The following is a 19911-nucleotide window of genomic DNA, read 5'->3' on the forward strand; positions in this document are numbered from 1 at the left end:
GAACGGACGACCGGTCAGCGATCACTCCGGCAGTACATCCAGCGGCAGTTTCAGCTTGGCGGCCAGCGCCTGCGCTTCCAGGTGCCCGGCAGGCGCCAGCAGGCGTAGCGTCATACCCGATTGCGCGGCCATTTTTTGCGCTTCGGCCACCAGTCGCTCGGCAACACCACGGCGACGGGTAATTTTTCGCACACATATTTGTGACAAATGCCAGGCGTCTTGGTGCCTTTGCAAGCGGGCCGCGCCCAGCAGGCGATCGTTGAAGCGTCCGGCGATCAGTGTGCCGTCGCGCAAGCAGTCCTCGATCAATTGCGCCTGGCCGGAAAACGGGGCGAACAACCAGTCTGGAGCGTCGTGGTAGATCTTCTGCAGATCCTGCCGATCCTGGGACGTGGCTTGGTTCAGCGGCTCGACGATGATCGGCATGGTGATTCCTGTGGGGTCATGAAGCGATGGAGATCAGACGACGTACAAAAGGTGATGTCAGTTTGGTTTTTCTGTCACTGGCAGATGGTAACCTTTGCCCGTTCGCCCGTCCTTCTGCGACCTGTTGTCGCACAACAAGGCGCTCCAGCAAAAAACGGTCATGTCTGCGTGCATAAAGGCCGGGAGTGTGGCTGGCGAACCCTACTAATAATTGGGGGAATTACAATGACCACGAGCATCACGGCGGACGGCCTCGGCGCCGACCAGCCCGCGTTCCTGTCCAAGGAGCGGATCATCGCCAAGCCCGGCTTCAACCGTTGGCTGGTGCCACCGGCCGCGCTGGCCATCCATTTGTGCATCGGCATGGCCTACGGTTTTTCGGTGTTCTGGTTGCCGCTGTCCAAGGCGATGGGCATCACGGCGCCAGTGGCCTGCGCAGCGGACATGGGTTTTATCGCACAGGTCTTTTCGTCCCAGTGTGACTGGCCTATCTCGATGCTCGGCTGGATCTACACCCTGTTCTTCATCTTCCTGGGTTGCTCGGCTGCCATCTGGGGGGGCTGGCTGGAACATGCCGGGCCACGCAAGGCAGGGGTTGTATCGGCGCTGTGCTGGTGCGGCGGTCTGCTGATTTCGGCGCTGGGCGTGTATACCCACCAGATCTGGCTGATGTGGATCGGCTCCGGGGTCATTGGTGGTATCGGCCTGGGCCTGGGCTACATTTCGCCGGTCTCGACCCTGATCAAGTGGTTCCCGGACAAGCGCGGCATGGCCACCGGCATGGCGATCATGGGCTTCGGCGGCGGCGCGATGGTCGGTGCTCCGCTGGCGGCAGCGCTGATGGGGCATTTCGCTTCGCCAACCAGCGTCGGCGTGTGGCAGAGCTTCCTGGTCATGGCGGCGATCTACTTCGTGTTCATGATCGGTGGCGCGCTGTCCTACCGCGTCCCGCCAACCGGCTGGAAGCCTGAAGGCTGGACCGCCCCGGCGAAAAAAGCCTCGAACGCGATGATTACTCATCGTCATGTTCACGTGAATGTGGCCTGGAAGACCCCGCAGTTCCGTCTGGTGTGGCTGGTGCTGTGCCTGAACGTATCGGCCGGTATCGGCATCCTCGGCATGGCGTCGCCGCTGTTGCAGGAAGTGTTCGGTGGCAAGTTGTTGGGCAATGACCTGGCGTTCGGCCAACTCGACGCTCCGCAGCTGGCTTCGATCGCCGCCATCGCGGCCGGTTTCACCGGTTTGCTGAGCCTGTTCAACATCGGCGGACGTTTCTTCTGGGCTTCGTTCTCGGATTACCTGGGTCGCAAAAACACCTACTTCGTGTTCTTCGCCTTGGGCTTTGCCCTGTACGGGCTGATTCCGAACCTCGGTCATCTGGGCAGCATCGCGCTGTTCGTGGCGGCGTTTTGCGTCATCCTGTCGATGTACGGCGGTGGTTTCGCGACTGTTCCGGCGTATCTGGCGGACCTGTTCGGCACGCAAATGGTCGGTGCGATTCACGGTCGTCTGCTGACGGCGTGGGCGGCCGCCGGCGTGCTCGGTCCAGTGCTGGTGAACTACCTGCGTGAATATCAGCTGAGCATCGGCGTCGAGCGTGCTGCAGCGTACGACATCACGCTGTACATCCTCGCCGGCCTGCTGGTGCTGGGTTTCCTGTGCAACCTGCTGGTGCGTCCGGTGGCGGACAAGTACTTCATGACCGACGCCGAACTGGCCGCCGAACAGGCGCTGGGCCATGACAAAGGCGCTGACAGCAGCACCGTGCTGGAGTGGAAAGCCGCGCCGGGCACCAAGCCGCTGGCGGTGGCGGCGTGGCTGGTGGTGGGCATTCCGTTGGCGTGGGGTGTGTGGGTGACCCTGCAAAAAACCGCGGTGTTGTTCCACTAACACCAAGGTAAGCCACAGCCCCTGTGGGAGCGGGCTTGCTCGCGAAGAGGGAGTATCAGTCGACATAATTGTGGGCTGATCCACCGCTTTCGCGAGCAAGCCCGCTCCCACATTTGTTCTGTGTTGCACCTGAATGGCTTGTACTGACATGTACATCGCTGGCACCCCCGGATTCACTCCGTCAGTGATATCACCTCGCGTGTTTCTGTTTGGCGCCCGCACGCCTATAATGGCTGCCTTTTTCGCCCAATGATTTTGCGGAGCTGGTGATGGCCGAACGTAAGGCGTCTGTCGAGCGCGACACTCTGGAAACCCAGATCAAAGCCTCGATCAACCTCGATGGCACCGGAAAGGCCCGATTCGATATCGGTGTACCTTTTCTTGAGCACATGCTGGACCAGATCGCCCGTCACGGGCTGATCGACCTGGATATTGTCAGCAAGGGCGACCTGCATATCGATGACCACCACACTGTGGAGGACGTCGGTATCACCCTCGGCCAGGCCTTCACCAAAGCCATCGGCGACAAGAAAGGCATTCGTCGCTACGGTCACGCCTACGTGCCGCTCGATGAAGCGCTGTCGCGCGTGGTGATCGATTTCTCCGGCCGCCCAGGCCTGCAGATGCATGTTCCCTACACCCGTGCCACCGTCGGTGGCTTCGACGTTGACCTGTTCCAGGAATTCTTCCAGGGCTTCGTCAACCACGCCAACGTCACCTTGCACATCGACAATCTGCGTGGGCACAACACCCACCACCAGATCGAAACCGTGTTCAAGGCTTTCGGTCGCGCCCTGCGCATGGCCGTCGAGCTCGATGACCGCATGGCCGGGCAAATGCCTTCGACCAAGGGCGTCCTGTAATGCAGACAGTCGCGGTTATCGATTACGGCATGGGCAACCTGCACTCGGTGGCCAAGGCCCTCGAGCACGTTGGTGCCGGCAAGGTGCTGATCACCAGCGATGCCAGCGTGATTCGCGAAGCCGACCGGGTGGTTTTCCCCGGCGTTGGCGCGATTCGCGATTGCATGGCGGAGATCCGTCGCCTCGGTTTCGATTCGCTGGTGCGTGAAGTCAGCCAGGACCGTCCGTTCCTCGGCATCTGTGTGGGCATGCAAGCCTTGCTCGACACCAGCGAAGAGAACGATGGCGTCGACTGCATCGGCCTGTTCCCGGGCGCGGTGAAGTTCTTCGGCAAGGATCTGGTCGAGGACGGCGAGCACCTGAAAGTCCCGCACATGGGCTGGAACGAAGTGAAGCAGAAGGTCAGTCACCCGCTGTGGCACGACATTCCGGACCTGGCGCGTTTCTATTTCGTGCACAGCTACTACATCGCCGCCGCCAATGCGCGTCAGGTAGTGGGTGGCGGTCACTACGGTGTCGATTTCGCCGCGGCGCTTGCCGAAGGCTCGCGTTTCGCCGTGCAGTTCCACCCGGAGAAAAGCCATACCCATGGCCTGCAGTTGCTGCAGAACTTCGCTGCGTGGGACGGTCGCTGGTAAATGGCCGTCAAGAAGAAACCGCCGATTCTGACCCTCACTCCCGAGCAGGAGAGCGAGGCCAATCGCAAGATCAAGCGTTTCATGGAAGACCGCTTTGAACTCGACCTCGGCTCTTTCGAGGCGGCGGAGATTCTTGAGCTGTTTACCCGTGAAATTGCTCCGCACTATTACAACAGGGCGATTTTCGATGTGCAGGCGCACCTCAAAGAGAGGTTCGAAAGCATCGAAAGCGACCTGTGGGCGCTCGAGAAAAACTGATTTCCGAGCCAAGCTGAACATTCAAATTTGAAGGTTTGCCAGATGCTGATTATTCCCGCTATCGATCTTAAAGACGGTGCCTGTGTTCGTCTGCGCCAGGGCCGCATGGAAGATTCCACAGTGTTCTCCGATGACCCGGTGAGCATGGCTGCCAAGTGGGTGGAGGGCGGTTGCCGCCGTCTGCATCTGGTCGACCTGAACGGCGCCTTCGAAGGCCAGCCGGTCAACGGCGAAGTGGTCACCGCCATCGCCAAGCGTTATCCGAACCTGCCGATCCAGATCGGCGGCGGTATCCGCTCCCTGGAAACCATCGAGCACTACGTGAAAGCGGGCGTCAGCTACGTGATCATCGGCACCAAGGCCGTGAAAGATCCGGCTTTCGTTGCCGAAGCCTGCCGTGCGTTCCCGGGCAAGGTGATCGTCGGCCTGGACGCCAAGGACGGCTTCGTCGCCACCGACGGCTGGGCTGAAATCAGCACCATCCAGGTGATCGACCTGGCCAAGCAGTTCGAAGCCGACGGCGTTTCCGCCATCGTTTATACCGACATCGCCAAAGACGGCATGATGCAGGGCTGCAACGTCCCGTTCACCGCGGCGCTGGCTGCAGCAACGAAGATCCCGGTGATCGCTTCCGGCGGTATCCACAACCTGGGCGACATCAAGACCCTGCTCGACGCCAAGGCGCCGGGCATCATCGGCGCAATCACCGGCCGTGCGATTTACGAAGGCACCCTCGATGTCGCCGAAGCGCAAGCTTTCTGCGATTCGTACAAAGGCTGAGGACTGATCATGGCGCTGGCCAAACGCATCATCCCTTGCCTGGACGTGGACAACGGCCGGGTGGTCAAGGGTGTGAAATTCGAAAACATCCGCGACGCCGGCGACCCGGTGGAAATCGCCCGTCGCTATGACGAGCAGGGCGCCGACGAGATTACCTTTCTCGACATCACTGCCAGCGTCGATGGCCGCGACACCACGCTGCATACCGTCGAGCGCATGGCCAGCCAGGTGTTCATCCCGCTGACCGTGGGCGGTGGTGTGCGTACCGTGCAGGACATTCGCAACCTGCTCAATGCCGGTGCGGACAAGGTTTCGATCAACACCGCAGCGGTGTTCAACCCTGAGTTCGTCGGCGAAGCCGCGCAGCATTTCGGTTCGCAATGCATCGTGGTCGCGATCGACGCGAAGAAGGTTTCGGGACCTGGCGAAACCCCGCGCTGGGAAATCTTCACCCACGGTGGACGCAAGCCAACCGGCCTCGACGCCGTTGAGTGGGCGAAAAAAATGGAAGGCCTGGGTGCCGGCGAGATCCTGCTGACCAGCATGGACCAGGACGGCATGAAAAACGGTTTCGACCTGGGCGTCACCCGCGCCATCAGCGATGCGCTGGGCATTCCGGTGATCGCTTCCGGTGGCGTCGGCAATCTGCAACACCTGGCCGACGGCATTATCGAAGGTCACGCCAGCGCGGTTCTGGCGGCGAGTATTTTCCACTTCGGCGAATACACCGTGCAGGAAGCCAAGGCTTATATGGCCCATCGCGGAATTGTGATGCGCTGAATAAACCAATGCAGGCCAGTGGACATCATGGCGTGCCCAAGGCACTCTTGGGTACGCCATGGATTTCGGTAGCCAGACATGCTTAAACGCCTTCTTCTCGTCCTTGCCAGCGCCTCTCTGTTGTTCATCAGCGGAGCCCACGCAAAAGACAGTCCCGATGCCGACATGGTGTTGCTGACTGAAAACTTCCCGCCCTACAACATGGCGAAGAATGGCAAGAACTTCGCTCAGGACGAGAACATCGATGGCATCGCCACCGATATCGTCCGCGAGATATTCAAGCGCGCCAACATTACCTACAGCCTGACGCTGCGTTTCCCTTGGGAGCGAATCTACAAACTCACCCTGGAAAAACCCGGGTATGGCGTGTTCGTCATGGCGCGGTTGCCGGATCGCGAGAAGCTGTTCAAATGGGTCGGCCCAATCGGTCCGGACGACTGGATCATGCTGGCCAAGGCTGACAGCAAGATCACCCTCGAAACCTTGAATGATGCGCGCAAGTACAAGATCGGCGCCTACAAGGGCGACGCGATTGCCGAGACGCTGGCCAAGCAGGGGCTCAATCCGATTGTTGTACTGCGCGATCAGGACAACGCGAAAAAACTGGTCAACGGGCAGATCGACCTGTGGGCCACCGGTGACCCGGCCGGGCGCTATCTGGCGCGTCAGGAAGGGGTCAACGGGTTGAAAACCGTACTGCGTTTCAACAGTGCGGAACTGTACCTGGCACTGAACAAGGACGTGCCGGACGAGACGGTGGCCAGGCTCCAGGCGGCGCTGGACCAGATGCGCAAGGAAGGCAAGGTCGACGAGATCATGGCTCGGTATCTATAGGTTTCAACACCAACCCTTCAGTCATGCCCGGACCACTGTGGGAGCGAGCTTGCTCGCGATGGCGTCGTGTCAGTCGACAACATTGGTGAAGGACAGATCGCTATCGCGAGCAAGCTCGCTCCCACAGAGGGCGCTGTGTAGCTCTAGCGGTACACCCCATCCTTCCCATGCGCCGCCGTGGCCCGATTACCGCGCACACTGATCATCTGCCGGATATCAATCCACTCAATTCCCTGAGCCTTCAGCTTCGGCAACTCCCGCTCCAGCACCGCGAGCGTCTGTGGATACGGATGCCCGATCATCACCGCCGAACCCTGCTTATGCGCGAGGCTGATCGCTGTCTGCAACTGGCTGAAGATCGCGGCTTCGGTCCGTTCATCGTCGAGAAACACATCCCGCGAAACGCTGGCCAGACCCGTTTTCTGCGCTTCGGCCGCGGCCACGGTCTGGGCGCTGGTGCGGCTGTCGACGAAGAATTTGTGCCGTTGTTGCAAGTCCGCCATCAACCAGGCCATGGCCGCGGGTTGTGCGGTCATGCGGCTGCCCATGTGATTGTTGATGCCGCTGGTGTAGGGAACCCTTTTGAACGCAGCGTTCAGGCGCTTTTCCAGCTCATCGACAGGCAATTCGGGATGCCAGGCGAACGGTCCGGTGGCCGGGTCCATGGGCATGTGCAGAATGACGATTTTTCCGGCGCGATGGGCTTCGCGGGCGAATTCGGTGGCGTGAGGTGTGTCGGGCATGATCGCCGTGGTCACCGGGCCGGGCAGGGCCAGCACGCGGCGATCCCGGGGCAGGTTCTGCCCCAGGTCATCGATGATCAGCGTCAGGTAGGCTTTTTGCGGGGTAGTCGAGGCGGGCGTTGCGTGAACAACACCCGCCAGACAGCAAAGCAGACCGAGAATGTACCGCAGGCGCATCCTCAACGGCCGGACGTGATGCTCAGCCCTTTGAGCAGGCTCAGGGCCTGGGCCAGCTGGTAATCATCGTCCTGTGGCATCGGCTTGGCCTTGCTGGAGCCGGTCGGTTTGTCCGCACCGCCGTTGCCGTTGCCCAGGTGACCCTGCAAGTCGGCTTCCTTGAAGTAGTCGTTGTCCTGCTCGCTGGTGATCTTGGCCTTGCGCACTTCGATGTCCGGGACGATGCCCTGGGCCTGGATGGAGCGGCCGTTCGGCGTGTAATACAGCGCCGTGGTGATCTTCAATGCACGATCATTGTTCAGCGGCAGCACGGTTTGCACCGAGCCCTTGCCGAAACTGGTGGTGCCCATCACCACGGCGCGCTTCTGGTCCTGCAGGGCGCCGGCGACAATTTCCGATGCCGAGGCGCTGCCGCCGTTGATCAGCACGACCATTGGCACGGCTTCGCTTTCGTCCTTGCCGGTGGCAGAGAAACGCAGCTCGGAGTTGGCGATGCGGCCCTTGGTGTAGACGATCAGGCCCTTGGTGATGAAGTGGTCGACCACCTCCACCGCCGCCTGCAACACACCGCCCGGGTTGTTGCGCAGATCGAGGATGATGCCCTTGAGCTTCTTGCCGTTCTCCTTGCGCAGCTTGGCCAGGGCCTTGGAAACCTCTTCACCGGTCTTGACCTGGAACTGGGTGATGCGGATGTAGCCGTAGCCCGATTCCAGCAGCTGGCTCTTCACGCTCTTGACCTGGATGACGGCGCGGGACAGGGTCACGTCGAACGGCGTGCCGCCGTCGCGCACCAGGGTCAGGGTGATTTTCTGGCCGATCTTGCCGCGCATCTTGTCGACGGCTTCGGTCATGCTCTGGCCGCGGGTGGGCTGACCGTTGATCTTGACGATGAAGTCGCCGGCCTGAATGCCGGCCTTGGAAGCAGGCGTGTCGTCAATCGGCGACACCACCTTGATGAAGCCGTCTTCGGCGCCGACTTCGATGCCCAGGCCGCCGAATTCGCCGCTGGTGCTTTCCTGCAACTCGGCGAAATCTTCAGGGCCGAGGTAAGCCGAATGCGGGTCGAGGTTGCTGAGCATGCCCTTGATGGCGTTTTCCAGCAGGGTCTTGTCGTCCACCGGTTCGACATAAGCGGCCTTGATCCGGTCCATCACCTCGGCAAAGGTGCGCAACTCATCCAGCGGCAGTGGCGCCTTGGTGGTCGCAGCAGTGCCCGCCGGCGCAACCGCCGGGGCCGGTTGAGCGGCAAACGCCAGAGGCGCGCCGATCACCAGGGCGATCGTCAGGGCCAGCGAGGTAAGGCGGGACAAATGCAGCATGTCGAACGAACTCCTAATGTTGGTGACTCAACGCCTATCCTTGCGCGTGGCACCATTGCGCAGGGTCACTCGGGTGACCCTGCTGTCGAATTGCGAAATACAACGCTGGTGTGTCCTGCCCGCCACTGTTACCGACAGTGGAAATAGGCTCACCGGCTTTTACAACGTCACCCGCAGACTTGAGCAGCGTCTGGTTGTGACCGTACAGACTCAAATAACCATTGCCGTGGTCGAGAATCACCAGCAGCCCGGCGCCGCGCAACCAGTCGGCGAACACAACGCGACCACCGTGTACGGCACGCACCGCACTGCCGGCAGAAGCGCCGATCATCACGCCATCCCACTTGGTCCGGGCATCGTCGCCACGGCTTTCACCGTAGCGCGCCAGCAGTCGACCATCGACAGGCCAGGGAAGTTTGCCGCGGGTTGACGCAAACGGACCACCAAAGGTCTCGCCGGAACTGGAAACCAGTGCGCCAGGTGTCGATCTGACCGGTTTGCGTGGGGCGTCGTCGCTGGCATCTGCCTGCGCCTGGGCCTCACGTAAACGCTTTTTTTCGGCTTCCTGCTGGGCAATCAGCGCTTTTTGTCGCGCTTCTTCTGCCTCACGGGCCTGGCGGGCCAGGGTTTCTTCAATGGTTTTAAGGACTTTAGACAGGTCTGCCTGATCCTGCTCGCGCGCCGCCAGTTTCTGATCGCGAGCCTTTACGTCGTCATTGAGCTTGGCCAGGACTTGCTGGCGCTCCTTGCGGACTTTCTCGAGCTCGTCACGCTGGGTGTCGAGGCTGCTTTGCTGCACCAGCAGTTGCGCCTGCTGCATGGCGATGTCTTTCTCGACATTGGACAGTTGGCGCAAGGTTTCGTTGAAATTCTTCAACTGCTCCAGGCGAGCCTGGCTCAGGTAGTCGTAATAGGTGAGGGTGCGGGCGAATCTTTCCGGATTCTGCTGGTTGAGCAGCAGCTTGAGGTATTCCTGACGACCGTTCTGGTAGGCCGCCCGGGCCTGAATGGCGATCAGTCGTTGCTGTTCAATGCGCGCGCTCTGGAGTTTTTTTTTCTCCGCATCGAGTCGCTGCAGCTCGGCTTCGCTTTTCTTCAGCTCTTTTTGCAGGGCGTCGACCTGCTTCTCGAGCTTGCCCATTTCGGTTTCGGTGCCCTTGAGCTCTTTCTGCACACCGGACTTTTCTTCCTGCAGCTTGCCCAGCAGCTTCTTCAGCTCGGCAATGTCCTGACGCGTGGCGTCCAACTGTTGTTGGGTGTCTGCACGCTCGTCAGCAAAGGCCGGTTGGAGCAGGCAAGTCAGAGCTAGGGCTATCAGGACGCGAAGCATAGGGGCGGGCGGCACCAGGGAAAGGGACGGCCTAGTATGCCCGCCATGGGCGGCAAAAAAAATGCCCAATTGGGACTGTGTGATAACTGGAGAGAGATGTGGGGGGATTTAGTCTTCAAAACCACCACAAACCATTGTGGGAGCTGGCTTGCCAGCGATTGCGGCCTGAGTTTCAACATGGAAGTTGGCTGTCAGATTGCTATCGCTGGCAAGCCAGCTCCCACAGGATTTTCAGTGTTTTGGAGAGTCGGATTAGACCAGAATCGAAGTCCCGGTCATTTCCGCCGGTTGCTCAAGGCCCAGCAACTTCAGCATGGTAGGCGCCACGTCCGCCAGCACGCCGCCTTCGCGGACCTTCAGGTCGCGCTTGCCGACATAGATGAATGGCACCGGCTCGGTGGTGTGCGCAGTGTGCGCCTGGCCGGTGGTTGCATCGGACATTTGCTCGACGTTGCCATGGTCAGCGGTGATCAAGGCTTCGCCGCCGACTTTTTCCAGGGCGTCGACGATGCGGCCCACGCACAGGTCAAGGCATTCAACAGCCTTGACCGCCGCTTCGAACACGCCGCTGTGACCGACCATGTCGCCGTTGGCGTAGTTGACCACGATCACGTCGTAACGCTGGTTTTCGATGGCGTCGACGATGCGGTCGGTGACTTCCGGTGCGCTCATTTCCGGCTGCAAGTCATAGGTGGCGACTTTCGGCGACGGAATCAGGATGCGTTCTTCGCCCGGGAACGGTTCTTCGCGACCGCCGGAGAAGAAGAAGGTCACGTGGGCGTATTTTTCGGTTTCGGCGATGCGCAGCTGGGTCTTGCCGTTTTTCGCCAGGTAGTCGCCCAGCACGTTTTCCAGGCTGCCGGCGGCGAAGGCCGACGGCGCAGGAATGCTCGCGGCGTATTGGGTCAGCATGACGAAACCGGCCAGTTTCGGCTGGCGGGCACGCTCGAACTCACTGAAGTTGTCTTCGACGAACACGCGAGTCAGTTCGCGGGCGCGGTCGGCTCGGAAGTTCATGAACACCACGGCATCGCCGTCTTCGACTTTTACCGGCTCACCGATGGAGGTGGCCTTGACGAACTCGTCACTCTCGCCGCGCTCGTAGGCTGCTTGCAGGCCTTCCTGGGCAGTGGCGGCGTTGAAATCGCCCTGGCCATCGACAATCAGGTTGTAGGCCTGGGAAACACGGTCCCAACGGTTGTCGCGGTCCATGGCGTAGTAACGGCCGATCAGGCTGGCGATCCGGCCTTTGCCCAGGGCCTGGAAAGTGGCGTCGAGCAGTTCGATCGAGGATTGCGCGCTTTTCGGCGGCGTGTCGCGGCCGTCGAGGAAGGCGTGCAGGTAGATGTCTTGAGCGCCGCGCTTGAAGGCCAGTTCGGCCATGGCGACCAGGTGATCCTGGTGGCTATGCACGCCACCATCGGACAGCAGGCCCATGAAATGCACGGCTTTGCCGGCGGCGACGGCTTTGTCCACGGCCGCGCAGATGGTCGGGTTCTCGAAGAACTCGCCGTCGCGGATCGATTTGGTGACGCGAGTGAAGTCCTGATACACCACGCGACCGGCGCCGAGGTTCATGTGACCGACTTCGGAGTTGCCCATCTGGCCATCCGGAAGACCGACGTCCATGCCGCTGCCCGAGATCAGGCCGTTCGGCACGGTGGCCCACAGGCGGTCCAGTACAGGCTTCTTCGCCGCGAAAATGGCGTTGGATTCGGGGCTGTCACTGTGACCGAAGCCGTCGAGAATCATCAGGACCAAAGGTTTAGGCGTGGTAGTCATGGAATCCACTCGTGGCTGAGATAAAAAGGAGCAATGGAAAAGGGAGTGGCAGTTTAAAGCGAAGTTCCGGCCGCGTCACCGCCGGACGGGGTTTGGCCCACCATAGTGGCTGTGTATACTGGCCGACATTTTAACGCCCTGGAACCTCCTTCGATGGTTGCTAACCTGATTCAATTTGCCACTAACCACTACATTCTCGTCGGTATCTTCGTCGTACTGCTGGCGTTGCTGATTGCCTATCAAATGCAGGGCGGCGGCCGTAGCCTGAGCACTGGCGAACTGACCGGCCTGGTCAACAAGGACGCCGGCGTGGTGATCGACATTCGTCCAACCAAGGATTTCGCCGCCGGTCACATTGTCGGTGCGCTGAACATTCCCCAGGACAAACTGATCGCCCGCGTTGGCGAGCTGGAAAAGCACAAGGCCAAGACCATCATCCTGGTCGATGCCATGGGCCAGACCGCCGGCACTCACGCCCGCGAATTGATGAAATCCGGCTTCACCGCCGCCAAGCTTTCCGGCGGTATCTCCAGCTGGAAAGCCGACAATCTGCCGCTGGTGAAGTGATATGAGCAACGTCGTCGTCTATTCCAGCGATTACTGCCCTTACTGCTCGCGAGCCAAGTACCTGCTCGAGAACAAAGGCGTGGCCTTCGAAGAGATCAAGGTCGATGGCAAGCCGCAGGTGCGCGCTGCGATGGCCCAGAAGGCCGGACGTACGTCCGTGCCGCAAATCTGGATCGGCAGCACCCACGTGGGCGGTTGTGATGATTTGTTCGCCCTGGAGCGTGCCGGCAAGCTCGACGCACTGCTCAGGGCCTGACGGCAATACCCCAAACAAGCAAACCTAAAAGAACCCTGGATCAAGAAGGATCTGCGATGACTGACCAACAGAACACTGCTGCGAACGAAGAAGAAACTGCACCGCAATTCTCCTTGCAGCGCATTTATGTGCGTGACCTGTCCTTCGAAGCTCCGAAAAGCCCGGCGATCTTCCGCCAGCAGTGGGAGCCGAGCGTCGCCCTGGATCTGAACACCCGTCAAAAGGTATTGGAGTCGGACTTCCACGAAGTCGTGCTGACCCTGTCGGTTACCGTGAAAAACGGTGACGAAGTGGCGTTCATCGCTGAAGTGCAGCAGGCCGGTATCTTCCTGATCAAGAACCTGGACGATGCTTCGATGAGCCATACCCTGGGTGCGTTCTGCCCGAACATCCTGTTCCCGTACGCTCGCGAAACCCTGGACAGCCTGGTGACCCGCGGTTCGTTCCCGGCACTGATGCTGGCTCCGGTGAACTTCGATGCACTGTATGCGCAAGAGCTGCAACGCATGCAGGCTGCCGGCGAGACGCCGACCGTTCAGTAAGCATTTCTGAGCGTCGAAGCAAGTCCAATGTGGGAGCGGGCTTGCTCGCGAAAGCGGTGTAACAGTCAACAACGATGTTGAACGTTATGGCCCCTTCGCGAGCAAGCCCGCTCCCACATTTGTTATGCGGTGTTATTTGAAGTCGTTCTGGCGCCAGGCTTCGTAAACCGCGACGGCCACGGTATTCGACAGGTTCAGGCTGCGGCAGCCCTCGCGCATCGGCAGGCGCAGGCGTTGCTCGGGGGGCAGGGCGTCCAGTACCTCGGCGGGCAAACCCCGGCTTTCCGGGCCGAACAGGAACGCATCGCCTGGGGCGAAGCTGGCATCGTGGAATGGCCGCGAGCCCTTGGTGGTGAAGGCGAACAGTCGTGGATGACCGAGGCTTTCCAGGCAGCTGGCGAGGTCCGCGTGACGTTGCAGGGTGGCATACTCGTGGTAGTCGAGGCCGGCGCGGCGCAGGCGCTTGTCATCCATCTCGAAGCCCAGCGGCTCGATCAAATGCAGGTGGCAGCCACTGTTGGCGCACAGCCTGATAACGTTGCCGGTATTCGGCGGAATTTCTGGTTGGAAAAGGATGACGTGAAACATGCACGGCTCCGAAGGTAAAGATGACGCGCATTCTACGCCGCAAGCAGGCGTGCGTTCGAAACTATTCCTGCGGGTGATGGGCTCGCTGGCGATTGTCGGGATGATGATCGGCCTGATGATCGGTCGCCTGACCACGCCAGACCCGAGTCAGTTGCAGCAGGTTGAGGTGACGGGCGATGGGCTGGTGGTGTGGTTCAACAACGAACCCAAGGTCCATGGCGAAATCGTCGACGGCACTGTCGCGCTGCTGTTTGGCGCCGAGGGCCAGGCGCAGAAAGGCCAGCTCAAGCTTGTCGGCAAGGATGTGAACTGGCGGGTACGTTTGAGTGATGGAGGGTTGCTGCTGACGCTGGTGGCGGCCCGGCCCCTGCAGGGCGAGTGGGCCGGTAGCGAGGTCGATGACCGCTGGCGGCTGGAGATCCATCTCCGGGAGCAATAAAAGAGGGAATCCCCGGCCTGCCTGTACCAAGGTTCCCGAAACGGGAGGCTCGTCGCGAGTGCGGTGTGAGCCTGGTGTAAAGAAGGAACCCCTGACCTGCCTGTATCAAGGGCCCCAAAACGGCTGGGCTCGTCGCGTCTGCGGTGTGAGCCCGGTGTAAAGAGGGGAATCCCCGGCCTGCCTGTACCAAGGTCCCCGAAACCGGGTCGGTGATCTGAATCACTTGAAAGGGTTATTGCAGGGGGCGTGCCAGTTTTCACAAAGAGAAACAAAAAAGCCGGTTTGAAACGCTGAAAGCCCCGAGATTCGGGGCTTTCGTGTTTTTTCGAAAGGGATTCGATTGCGAAAGCAGATGGGGATTCGAAGCTGTTTTTGTGCGCGATTGCGGTTCACGGTGCATTCAGGCGGTGCACGCAGCTTTGAATGTGGGAGCGGGCTTGCTCGCGAAAGCGGTGTAACAGTCAATAATGATGTTGAATGTTATGGCCCCTTCGCGAGCAAGCCCGCTCCCACAGGATCGTGTGCTCAGTGAGTAATCAGGCTTCGTCGCCCTCATCATCGTCCCCACCATCCACCTTCATCCCCAATTCCTTGATCTTGCGCGTCAGGGTATTACGCCCCCAACCCAGCAAAACGGCGGCATCGCGGCGGCGACCGGCGGTGTGTTTGAGGGCGGTCTCGATCATGATCCGTTCGAAGGCCGGCACGGCGCTGTCGAGCAGGCTCGATTGACCACGGGCCAGCGCCTGGTCGGCCCATTGGCGCAGGGCTTGCTCCCAGTTGGTGGCCGGTGCCGAATCCTGCGGCAGGCTCAGCAGCTCCGGCGGCAGGTCGCCGATGTGCACTTCGCGACCCGAAGCCATCACCGTGATCCAGCGGCAGGTGTTCTCCAGTTGGCGCACGTTGCCGGGCCACGGCAGGTTCTTCAGGTATTCCTCGGTTTCGCTTTTCAGCAACTTCGGCTCGACTGCCAGCTCCTGAGCTGCGCGGCTGAGGAAGTGCTTGGCCAGGGTCGGGATGTCTTCACGACGGTCCGACAGGCGCGGGATATGAATGCGGATCACGTTGAGGCGATGGAACAAGTCCTCGCGGAATTTCCCGGCATGCACCAGGGTTTCCAGGTTCTGGTGAGTCGCGGCGATGATGCGCACATCGACCTTCACCGGCACATGGCCGCCGACGCGGTAGAACTCGCCATCGGCCAGCACCCGCAGCAAGCGGGTCTGGGTGTCGGCGGGCATGTCGCCGATTTCATCGAGGAACAGCGTGCCGCCGTCCGCCTGTTCGAAACGCCCGCGACGCAGGTTGGCCGCGCCGGTGAACGCGCCTTTCTCGTGGCCGAACAGTTCGGATTCCATCAGGTCCTTGGGGATCGCCGCCATGTTCAGCGCGATGAACGGCGAAGCGGCGCGCGGGCTGTGACGGTGCAGGGCGTGGGCCACCAACTCTTTGCCTGTACCGGATTCGCCATTGATCAGCACGGTGATGTTGGAGTGGCTCAAGCGACCGATGGCGCGAAACACCTCCTGCATCGCCGGCGCCTCGCCGATGATTTCCGGGGTGCGGGTCAATGTCGGGACGACTTCCAGACCTTGCTGCTCCTGGGCGTGCTGGTTGGCGCGCTTGACCAGGGAAACTGCTTCGTCGACATCGAACGGTTTGGGCAGGTATTCGAAGGCGCCGCCCTGATAGGACGCGACAGCGCTGTCCAGATCGGAGTGAGCGGTCATGATGATGACCGGCAGTCGTGGATGCTGTTCGCGAATCCGCGCCAGAAGGTCCAGGCCGCTGGCGCCGGGCATGCGGATGTCGGAAATGATCACGTCCGGTTGCTGGCGCGCCAGGCGGCTCATCACGCCATCGGCGCTGTCGAAGCTTTGCGTGGTCATGCCTTCCTGTTGCAAGGCTTTTTCCAGGACCCAACGGATAGAACGGTCGTCATCGACGATCCACACGGTTTCACTACGGCTCATGTCGATGTGGCTCCTTGTTCCAGTGGCAGAAAGATCGAGAAAGTGGTGTGGCCGGGGTGGCTGTCACATTCGATCAGGCCCTGGTGCTGGCTGATGATGTTCTGGGTAATGGCCAGGCCGAGCCCGGTACCGTCCGGGCGACCGCTGACCATGGGAAAGAAGATGGTTTCCTGAAGTTCCGCAGGGATGCCCGGACCGTTGTCGATGATCTCGATCTTGGTCACCAGGCGATGGCGCACATGGCCGATGGTGAACTGACGCATGGTGCGGGTGCGCAGGCTGATTCGGCCCAGGCGCAGCTCGTTCTGGCTGCTGATGGCTTGCATCGCGTTGCGCACGATGTTCAGTACGGCCTGAATCATCTGTTCGCGGTCGATCAATACGTCGGGAATGCTTGGGTCGTAGTCGCGCACCAGCGTGATGCAACCCTGGCTTTCGGCTTCCACCAGTTGGCAGACGCGCTCCAGCACTTCGTGGACATTGCACAGGGCCAGTGACGGCAGCTTGTTGGAGCCGAGCATGCGATCCACCAGGTTACGCAGCCGGTCGGCTTCTTCGATGATGACGTTGGTGTAGTCGCGCAGGCTTTCTTCCGGCAGTTCCCGGGCCAGCAATTGCGCCGCGCCACGAATCCCGCCCAAGGGGTTCTTGATTTCATGGGCGAGTCCGCGCACCAGCATCTTGCTGGTCTCCTGCTTGGAAAGCTGTGCTTCTTCCTTGGTGATCCGCAGCAAGCGGTCACGCGGGTGGACTTCAAGCAGCAGCATTGTGTCGCCATTGCTCAGAATCGGCGTTACCGCGTAGTCGACGGTCAGGGTCTGGCCGGTCAGGGCGGTGAGCATGGCTTCGCGCTTGGTGAACGGGTGGGCCTGTTCGACAGCCTGGCGCAAGGAGTTAAGCGCTTCAGTCGATTCGGTAAACAGTTCACTGATGAACTGCCCATGGCTGCGCTGGCCGCTGATGGCCAGCAGCATCTCCGCCGCCGGGTTCATGTACTCGAGGCGCAGTTCGGCATCGAGCAGAATGGTGGCGGTGGTGAGGTTGTCGAGTAGCAAACGGTGGAGTGCGTCGCTAATGGTCATCGGGACCTCTTTTGGGGCGGAGCATGCGCAAGAAACAAGCGTTGATATGGGGAAAATGCAAAAACCAAACCAAGGCTCCGAAAAGAAGCGCCAAAGGCCTGAAACGGGCGTATGACGCTCGCTTGCGTGGCGTTCTGCCGGCGTTCACGGGTAATTTCGAACCAAAATGGGTTGGAATGTGAGTACGGTGCAAGCAGTTGCACCAATATAGTGCGCAAACCTGAATGAGGTTAGAAAAGTCGCAGGAATGGGATTTTTCGTGCCGACATGAGCAGTGCAATGAAGCCGGCAATCAGCAGTCAGGTCTTCAGCGCGTGTGCACTCGTTGCACGGTGAAGGTTGCGGTGGGGCTCTGTTGCACAACGTTTTCGCCATCGATCACTTGCACGGCGAGGCGATGCTCGCCGCGATCGATGTTCACCAGTTGCAGGATCGGCACATTGACTGGCTGGCCGTAGGGTTGATCGTCCAGCAGCAGGCGCAGCAGGTGGGGGGCTTGCAGGCGCGGCTTGATCAGTACGTTAATCGTGAAGGTGCCATTGTTGGCGCGCAGAGCTTCGGTATTGGGCAGGCCGGCAAGCTCCAGCACTTCATAGGGTTTTTGGGGCTGCTCATTCGGGGCGGTTTCAGCAACAGGCGCGGCTTCACCGGGAGGCTGGCGCTCAATGCTGTTGAGGGGTGGCAAGTGGACCGGTTGGGCGCTGGTGCCGTCAGGCGGTTGATTGCTGTACGCAGTGGCGCCGTTGGCGTCTGTGTATTTGTAGATCTGCGCCATGGCGGGCAGGGCGATCAGCAGCAGGATGAACAGAAAACCACGACCCATGGAATCGACCGGAAGCGAAAGCGTTGGGTTGCAGCATAGGTCAGGCGGTATGTTTGAACCAAGCCGCTAAACATCTGGGTATGGTTTGCGAGATATTCCAAGGCGCTACAAATCCCGGTGGGAGCGGGCTTGCTCGCGAAAGCGGTCTGTCTGATAAGCAGATGTTGAGTGTACTGACGCCTTCGCGGGCAAGCCCGCTCCCACAGGGATGTGCGTCAGCCGTTGAATCGCTGGCAATAAAAAAGGCCTCCCGAAGGAGGCCTCTTTTGTCACGCCGCGTGCAGCAGCGCTACCGGATCAGCAGCTGTAGTACAGCTCGTATTCCAGTGGGTGTACGAAGGTACGTACCTTGATTTCTTCTTCGCTTTTCAGGGCGATGTAAGCGTCGATGAAGTCGTCGCTGAAAACGCCGCCTTTGGTCAGGAACGCACGACCTTTGTCCAGCTCTTCCAGGGCTTCTTTCAGGCTGCCGCAAACTTGTGGAATCTCTTTCGCCTCTTCAGGCGGCAGGTCGTACAGGTTTTTGTCAGCAGCGTCGCCAGGGTGGATCTTGTTCTGGATGCCGTCCAGGCCAGCCATCAACAGTGCGGCGAAGCACAGGTACGGGTTGGCAGCCGGATCCGGGAAGCGTGCTTCGATACGGCGGGCTTTAGGGCTCGACACGTAAGGAATGCGGATCGAAGCGGAACGGTTGCGAGCCGAGTAGGCCAGCATCACTGGTGCTTCGAAGCCTGGAACCAGACGCTTGTAGGAGTTGGTCGCCGGGTTGGTGAAGCCGTTCAGGGCCTTACCGTGCTTGATGATGCCGCCGATGAAGTACAGAGCGGTGTCCGACAGGCCGGCATAGCCTTCGCCTGCGAAGGTGTTCTTGCCATCTTTCCAGATGGACATGTGCACGTGCATGCCCGAGCCGTTGTCGCCGTACAGAGGCTTAGGCATGAAGGTCGCGGTGCGGCCGTAGGCATCGGCAACGTTGTGCACGACGTACTTCAGGGTTTGGGTTTCGTCGGCTTTCTTCACCAGAGTGTTGAACTTGACGCCGATTTCGTTCTGGCCGGCAGTTGCCACTTCGTGGTGGTGAACTTCGACGGTCAGGCCCATTTCTTCCAGTGCGTTGCACATGGAGGTACGGATTTCGTGGTCGTGGTCGAACGGTGGAACCGGGAAGTAGCCGCCTTTGACGCCTGGACGGTGGCCCTTGTTGCCGCCTTCGATGTCCTGGTCGGACATCCAGGAACCTTGTTCGGAGTAGATCTTGAACATGGAACCGGAAATGTCGGACTTGAACTTCACCTGGTCAAAGATGAAGAACTCTGGCTCTGGACCTGCGAATACGGTGTCGCCGATACCGGTGGCTTTCAGGTGCTCTTCGGCGCGCTTGGCGATCGCACGTGGGTCGCGGTCGTAGCCCTGCATGCTCGAAGGCTCGATGATGTCGCAGACCAGGATCAGGGTCGGTTCTTCGGTGAACGGATCGAGAACTGCGGTGGAGTCGTCCGGCATCAGGATCATGTCGGAGGCTTCGATGCCTTTCCAGCCAGCGATGGAGGAACCGTCGAACATTTTGCCGACTTCGAAGAAGTCGTCATCCAGCGCATCGCGAGCCGGCATGGTCACGTGGTGCTGAGTGCCTTTGGTGTCCGTGAAGCGCAGATCAATCCATTTGACGTCATGATCTTTGATGAGTTGAACCGACTTCGACATAGTGTCCTCCGGGTGGCTTCGGGCTAGTAGTGGATGCCCTTAAATGTGGGTGATGCCGGCGCGAATACTCTGCCAAGGCAACCTGCCTCACAAGGGAGCAAATTGCATGCCAGTGCC

The 19911-nt window shown here is 60.2% G+C and carries 21 protein-coding genes; 11 read left to right on the forward strand and 10 right to left on the reverse strand.

What is annotated here, in order from left to right; genetic code table 11:
• Positions 1–21 precede the first annotated feature (21 nt).
• Entirely contained in the window at positions 22–426 is a 405-nt protein-coding gene (panM, locus tag KW841_RS10375; RefSeq protein WP_218475750.1) for an aspartate 1-decarboxylase autocleavage activator PanM, read from the reverse strand.
• A gap of 225 nt (positions 427–651) precedes the next feature.
• Here panM and KW841_RS10380 point away from each other — a divergent pair, with 225 nt between their 5' ends.
• The 7 genes from KW841_RS10380 (at position 652) to KW841_RS10410 (ending at position 6469) form a co-directional block, all read left to right on the forward strand.
• Positions 652–2316, forward strand: a complete 1665-nt coding sequence (locus KW841_RS10380; RefSeq protein WP_218475752.1) for an OFA family MFS transporter — start codon at positions 652–654, stop codon at positions 2314–2316.
• 269 nt (positions 2317–2585) lie between these two features.
• Positions 2586–3179 carry an imidazoleglycerol-phosphate dehydratase HisB gene (hisB, locus tag KW841_RS10385; protein ID WP_003186751.1) on the forward strand — a complete coding sequence of 198 codons (594 nt, stop codon included), beginning with the start codon at positions 2586–2588 and terminating at the stop codon, positions 3177–3179.
• A complete protein-coding gene (gene hisH / locus KW841_RS10390) occupies positions 3179–3817 on the forward strand; it encodes an imidazole glycerol phosphate synthase subunit HisH (RefSeq protein ID WP_116580824.1) in 639 nt (212 codons plus the stop codon). The genes hisB and hisH overlap by 1 nt, the downstream gene beginning before the upstream one ends.
• Positions 3818–4075 (forward strand): DUF2164 domain-containing protein, encoded by a 258-nt coding sequence (locus tag KW841_RS10395; RefSeq protein ID WP_007989200.1) that lies wholly within the window; start codon positions 3818–3820, stop codon positions 4073–4075.
• 42 nt (positions 4076–4117) lie between these two features.
• Positions 4118–4855: a 1-(5-phosphoribosyl)-5-[(5-phosphoribosylamino)methylideneamino]imidazole-4-carboxamide isomerase gene (gene hisA / locus KW841_RS10400; RefSeq protein WP_007972753.1), complete on the forward strand. Its 738-nt coding sequence runs from the start codon at positions 4118–4120 to the stop codon at positions 4853–4855.
• 9 nt (positions 4856–4864) lie between these two features.
• Positions 4865–5635, forward strand: coding sequence for an imidazole glycerol phosphate synthase subunit HisF (hisF, locus tag KW841_RS10405; RefSeq protein WP_007972752.1), 771 nt, complete (start codon positions 4865–4867; stop codon positions 5633–5635).
• A gap of 78 nt (positions 5636–5713) precedes the next feature.
• The gene (locus tag KW841_RS10410; protein WP_218475754.1) at positions 5714–6469 is read left to right on the forward strand and encodes an ABC transporter substrate-binding protein; all 756 of its coding nucleotides are present in this window, start codon (positions 5714–5716) and stop codon (positions 6467–6469) included.
• A gap of 143 nt (positions 6470–6612) precedes the next feature.
• Here KW841_RS10410 and KW841_RS10415 read toward each other — a convergent pair whose 3' ends face one another.
• The 4 genes from KW841_RS10415 to gpmI all read right to left on the reverse strand — a co-directional run bounded on the left by KW841_RS10415 (position 6613) and on the right by gpmI (position 11820).
• Complete coding sequence (locus tag KW841_RS10415; RefSeq protein WP_218475756.1) at positions 6613–7389, reverse strand: divergent polysaccharide deacetylase family protein; 777 nt, start codon at positions 7387–7389, stop codon at positions 6613–6615.
• 2 nt (positions 7390–7391) lie between these two features.
• A complete protein-coding gene (locus tag KW841_RS10420; RefSeq protein ID WP_007972748.1) occupies positions 7392–8708 on the reverse strand; it encodes a S41 family peptidase in 1317 nt (438 codons plus the stop codon).
• Positions 8709–8742: 34 nt separating this feature from the next.
• The gene (locus KW841_RS10425; RefSeq protein WP_104451155.1) at positions 8743–10038 is read right to left on the reverse strand and encodes a murein hydrolase activator EnvC; all 1296 of its coding nucleotides are present in this window, start codon (positions 10036–10038) and stop codon (positions 8743–8745) included.
• A 252-nt stretch (positions 10039–10290) separates the two neighbouring features.
• Positions 10291–11820 (reverse strand): 2,3-bisphosphoglycerate-independent phosphoglycerate mutase, encoded by a 1530-nt coding sequence (gene gpmI, locus KW841_RS10430; RefSeq protein WP_218475758.1) that lies wholly within the window; start codon positions 11818–11820, stop codon positions 10291–10293.
• A 153-nt stretch (positions 11821–11973) separates the two neighbouring features.
• Here gpmI and KW841_RS10435 point away from each other — a divergent pair, with 153 nt between their 5' ends.
• Genes KW841_RS10435 through secB form a run of 3 tightly spaced genes read left to right on the forward strand, consistent with a single transcriptional unit; the run spans position 11974 to position 13185 of the window.
• The gene (locus tag KW841_RS10435) at positions 11974–12387 is read left to right on the forward strand and encodes a rhodanese-like domain-containing protein (RefSeq protein WP_015093082.1); all 414 of its coding nucleotides are present in this window, start codon (positions 11974–11976) and stop codon (positions 12385–12387) included.
• 1 nt (position 12388) lies between these two features.
• Positions 12389–12643, forward strand: a complete 255-nt coding sequence (gene grxC, locus KW841_RS10440) for a glutaredoxin 3 (protein ID WP_007972741.1) — start codon at positions 12389–12391, stop codon at positions 12641–12643.
• A 56-nt stretch (positions 12644–12699) separates the two neighbouring features.
• Entirely contained in the window at positions 12700–13185 is a 486-nt protein-coding gene (secB, locus tag KW841_RS10445) for a protein-export chaperone SecB (RefSeq protein ID WP_104451152.1), read from the forward strand.
• Between the two features lie 132 nt (positions 13186–13317).
• Here secB and KW841_RS10450 read toward each other — a convergent pair whose 3' ends face one another.
• Complete coding sequence (locus KW841_RS10450) at positions 13318–13773, reverse strand: tRNA (cytidine(34)-2'-O)-methyltransferase (RefSeq protein WP_015093085.1); 456 nt, start codon at positions 13771–13773, stop codon at positions 13318–13320.
• Between KW841_RS10450 and KW841_RS10455 the strand changes: the two genes are divergently transcribed.
• Positions 13772–14212: a hypothetical protein gene (locus KW841_RS10455; protein ID WP_218475760.1), complete on the forward strand. Its 441-nt coding sequence runs from the start codon at positions 13772–13774 to the stop codon at positions 14210–14212. The genes KW841_RS10450 and KW841_RS10455 overlap by 2 nt on opposite strands.
• A 536-nt stretch (positions 14213–14748) precedes the next feature.
• On the opposite strand, the gene ntrC is transcribed toward KW841_RS10455, so the two are convergent.
• From ntrC to glnA, 4 genes are all read right to left on the reverse strand, one after another.
• Positions 14749–16185: a nitrogen regulation protein NR(I) gene (ntrC, locus tag KW841_RS10460; RefSeq protein ID WP_218475762.1), complete on the reverse strand. Its 1437-nt coding sequence runs from the start codon at positions 16183–16185 to the stop codon at positions 14749–14751.
• Positions 16182–17267: a nitrogen regulation protein NR(II) gene (gene glnL, locus KW841_RS10465; protein WP_218475764.1), complete on the reverse strand. Its 1086-nt coding sequence runs from the start codon at positions 17265–17267 to the stop codon at positions 16182–16184. Before glnL ends, ntrC begins: the two co-directional genes overlap by 4 nt.
• 307 nt (positions 17268–17574) lie before the next feature.
• On the reverse strand, positions 17575–18090 hold the full coding sequence (locus KW841_RS10470; RefSeq protein ID WP_218475766.1) for a DUF4124 domain-containing protein: 516 nt from the start codon (positions 18088–18090) through the stop codon (positions 17575–17577).
• 297 nt (positions 18091–18387) lie between these two features.
• Complete coding sequence (gene glnA, locus KW841_RS10475; protein ID WP_007970634.1) at positions 18388–19794, reverse strand: glutamate--ammonia ligase; 1407 nt, start codon at positions 19792–19794, stop codon at positions 18388–18390.
• Positions 19795–19911: the final 117 nt, after the last annotated feature.

Origin of the sequence: Pseudomonas sp. PDM28, from assembly GCF_019219115.1 — a bacterium.
Classification (GTDB): Bacteria; Pseudomonadota; Gammaproteobacteria; order Pseudomonadales; family Pseudomonadaceae; genus Aquipseudomonas; species Aquipseudomonas laurylsulfatiphila.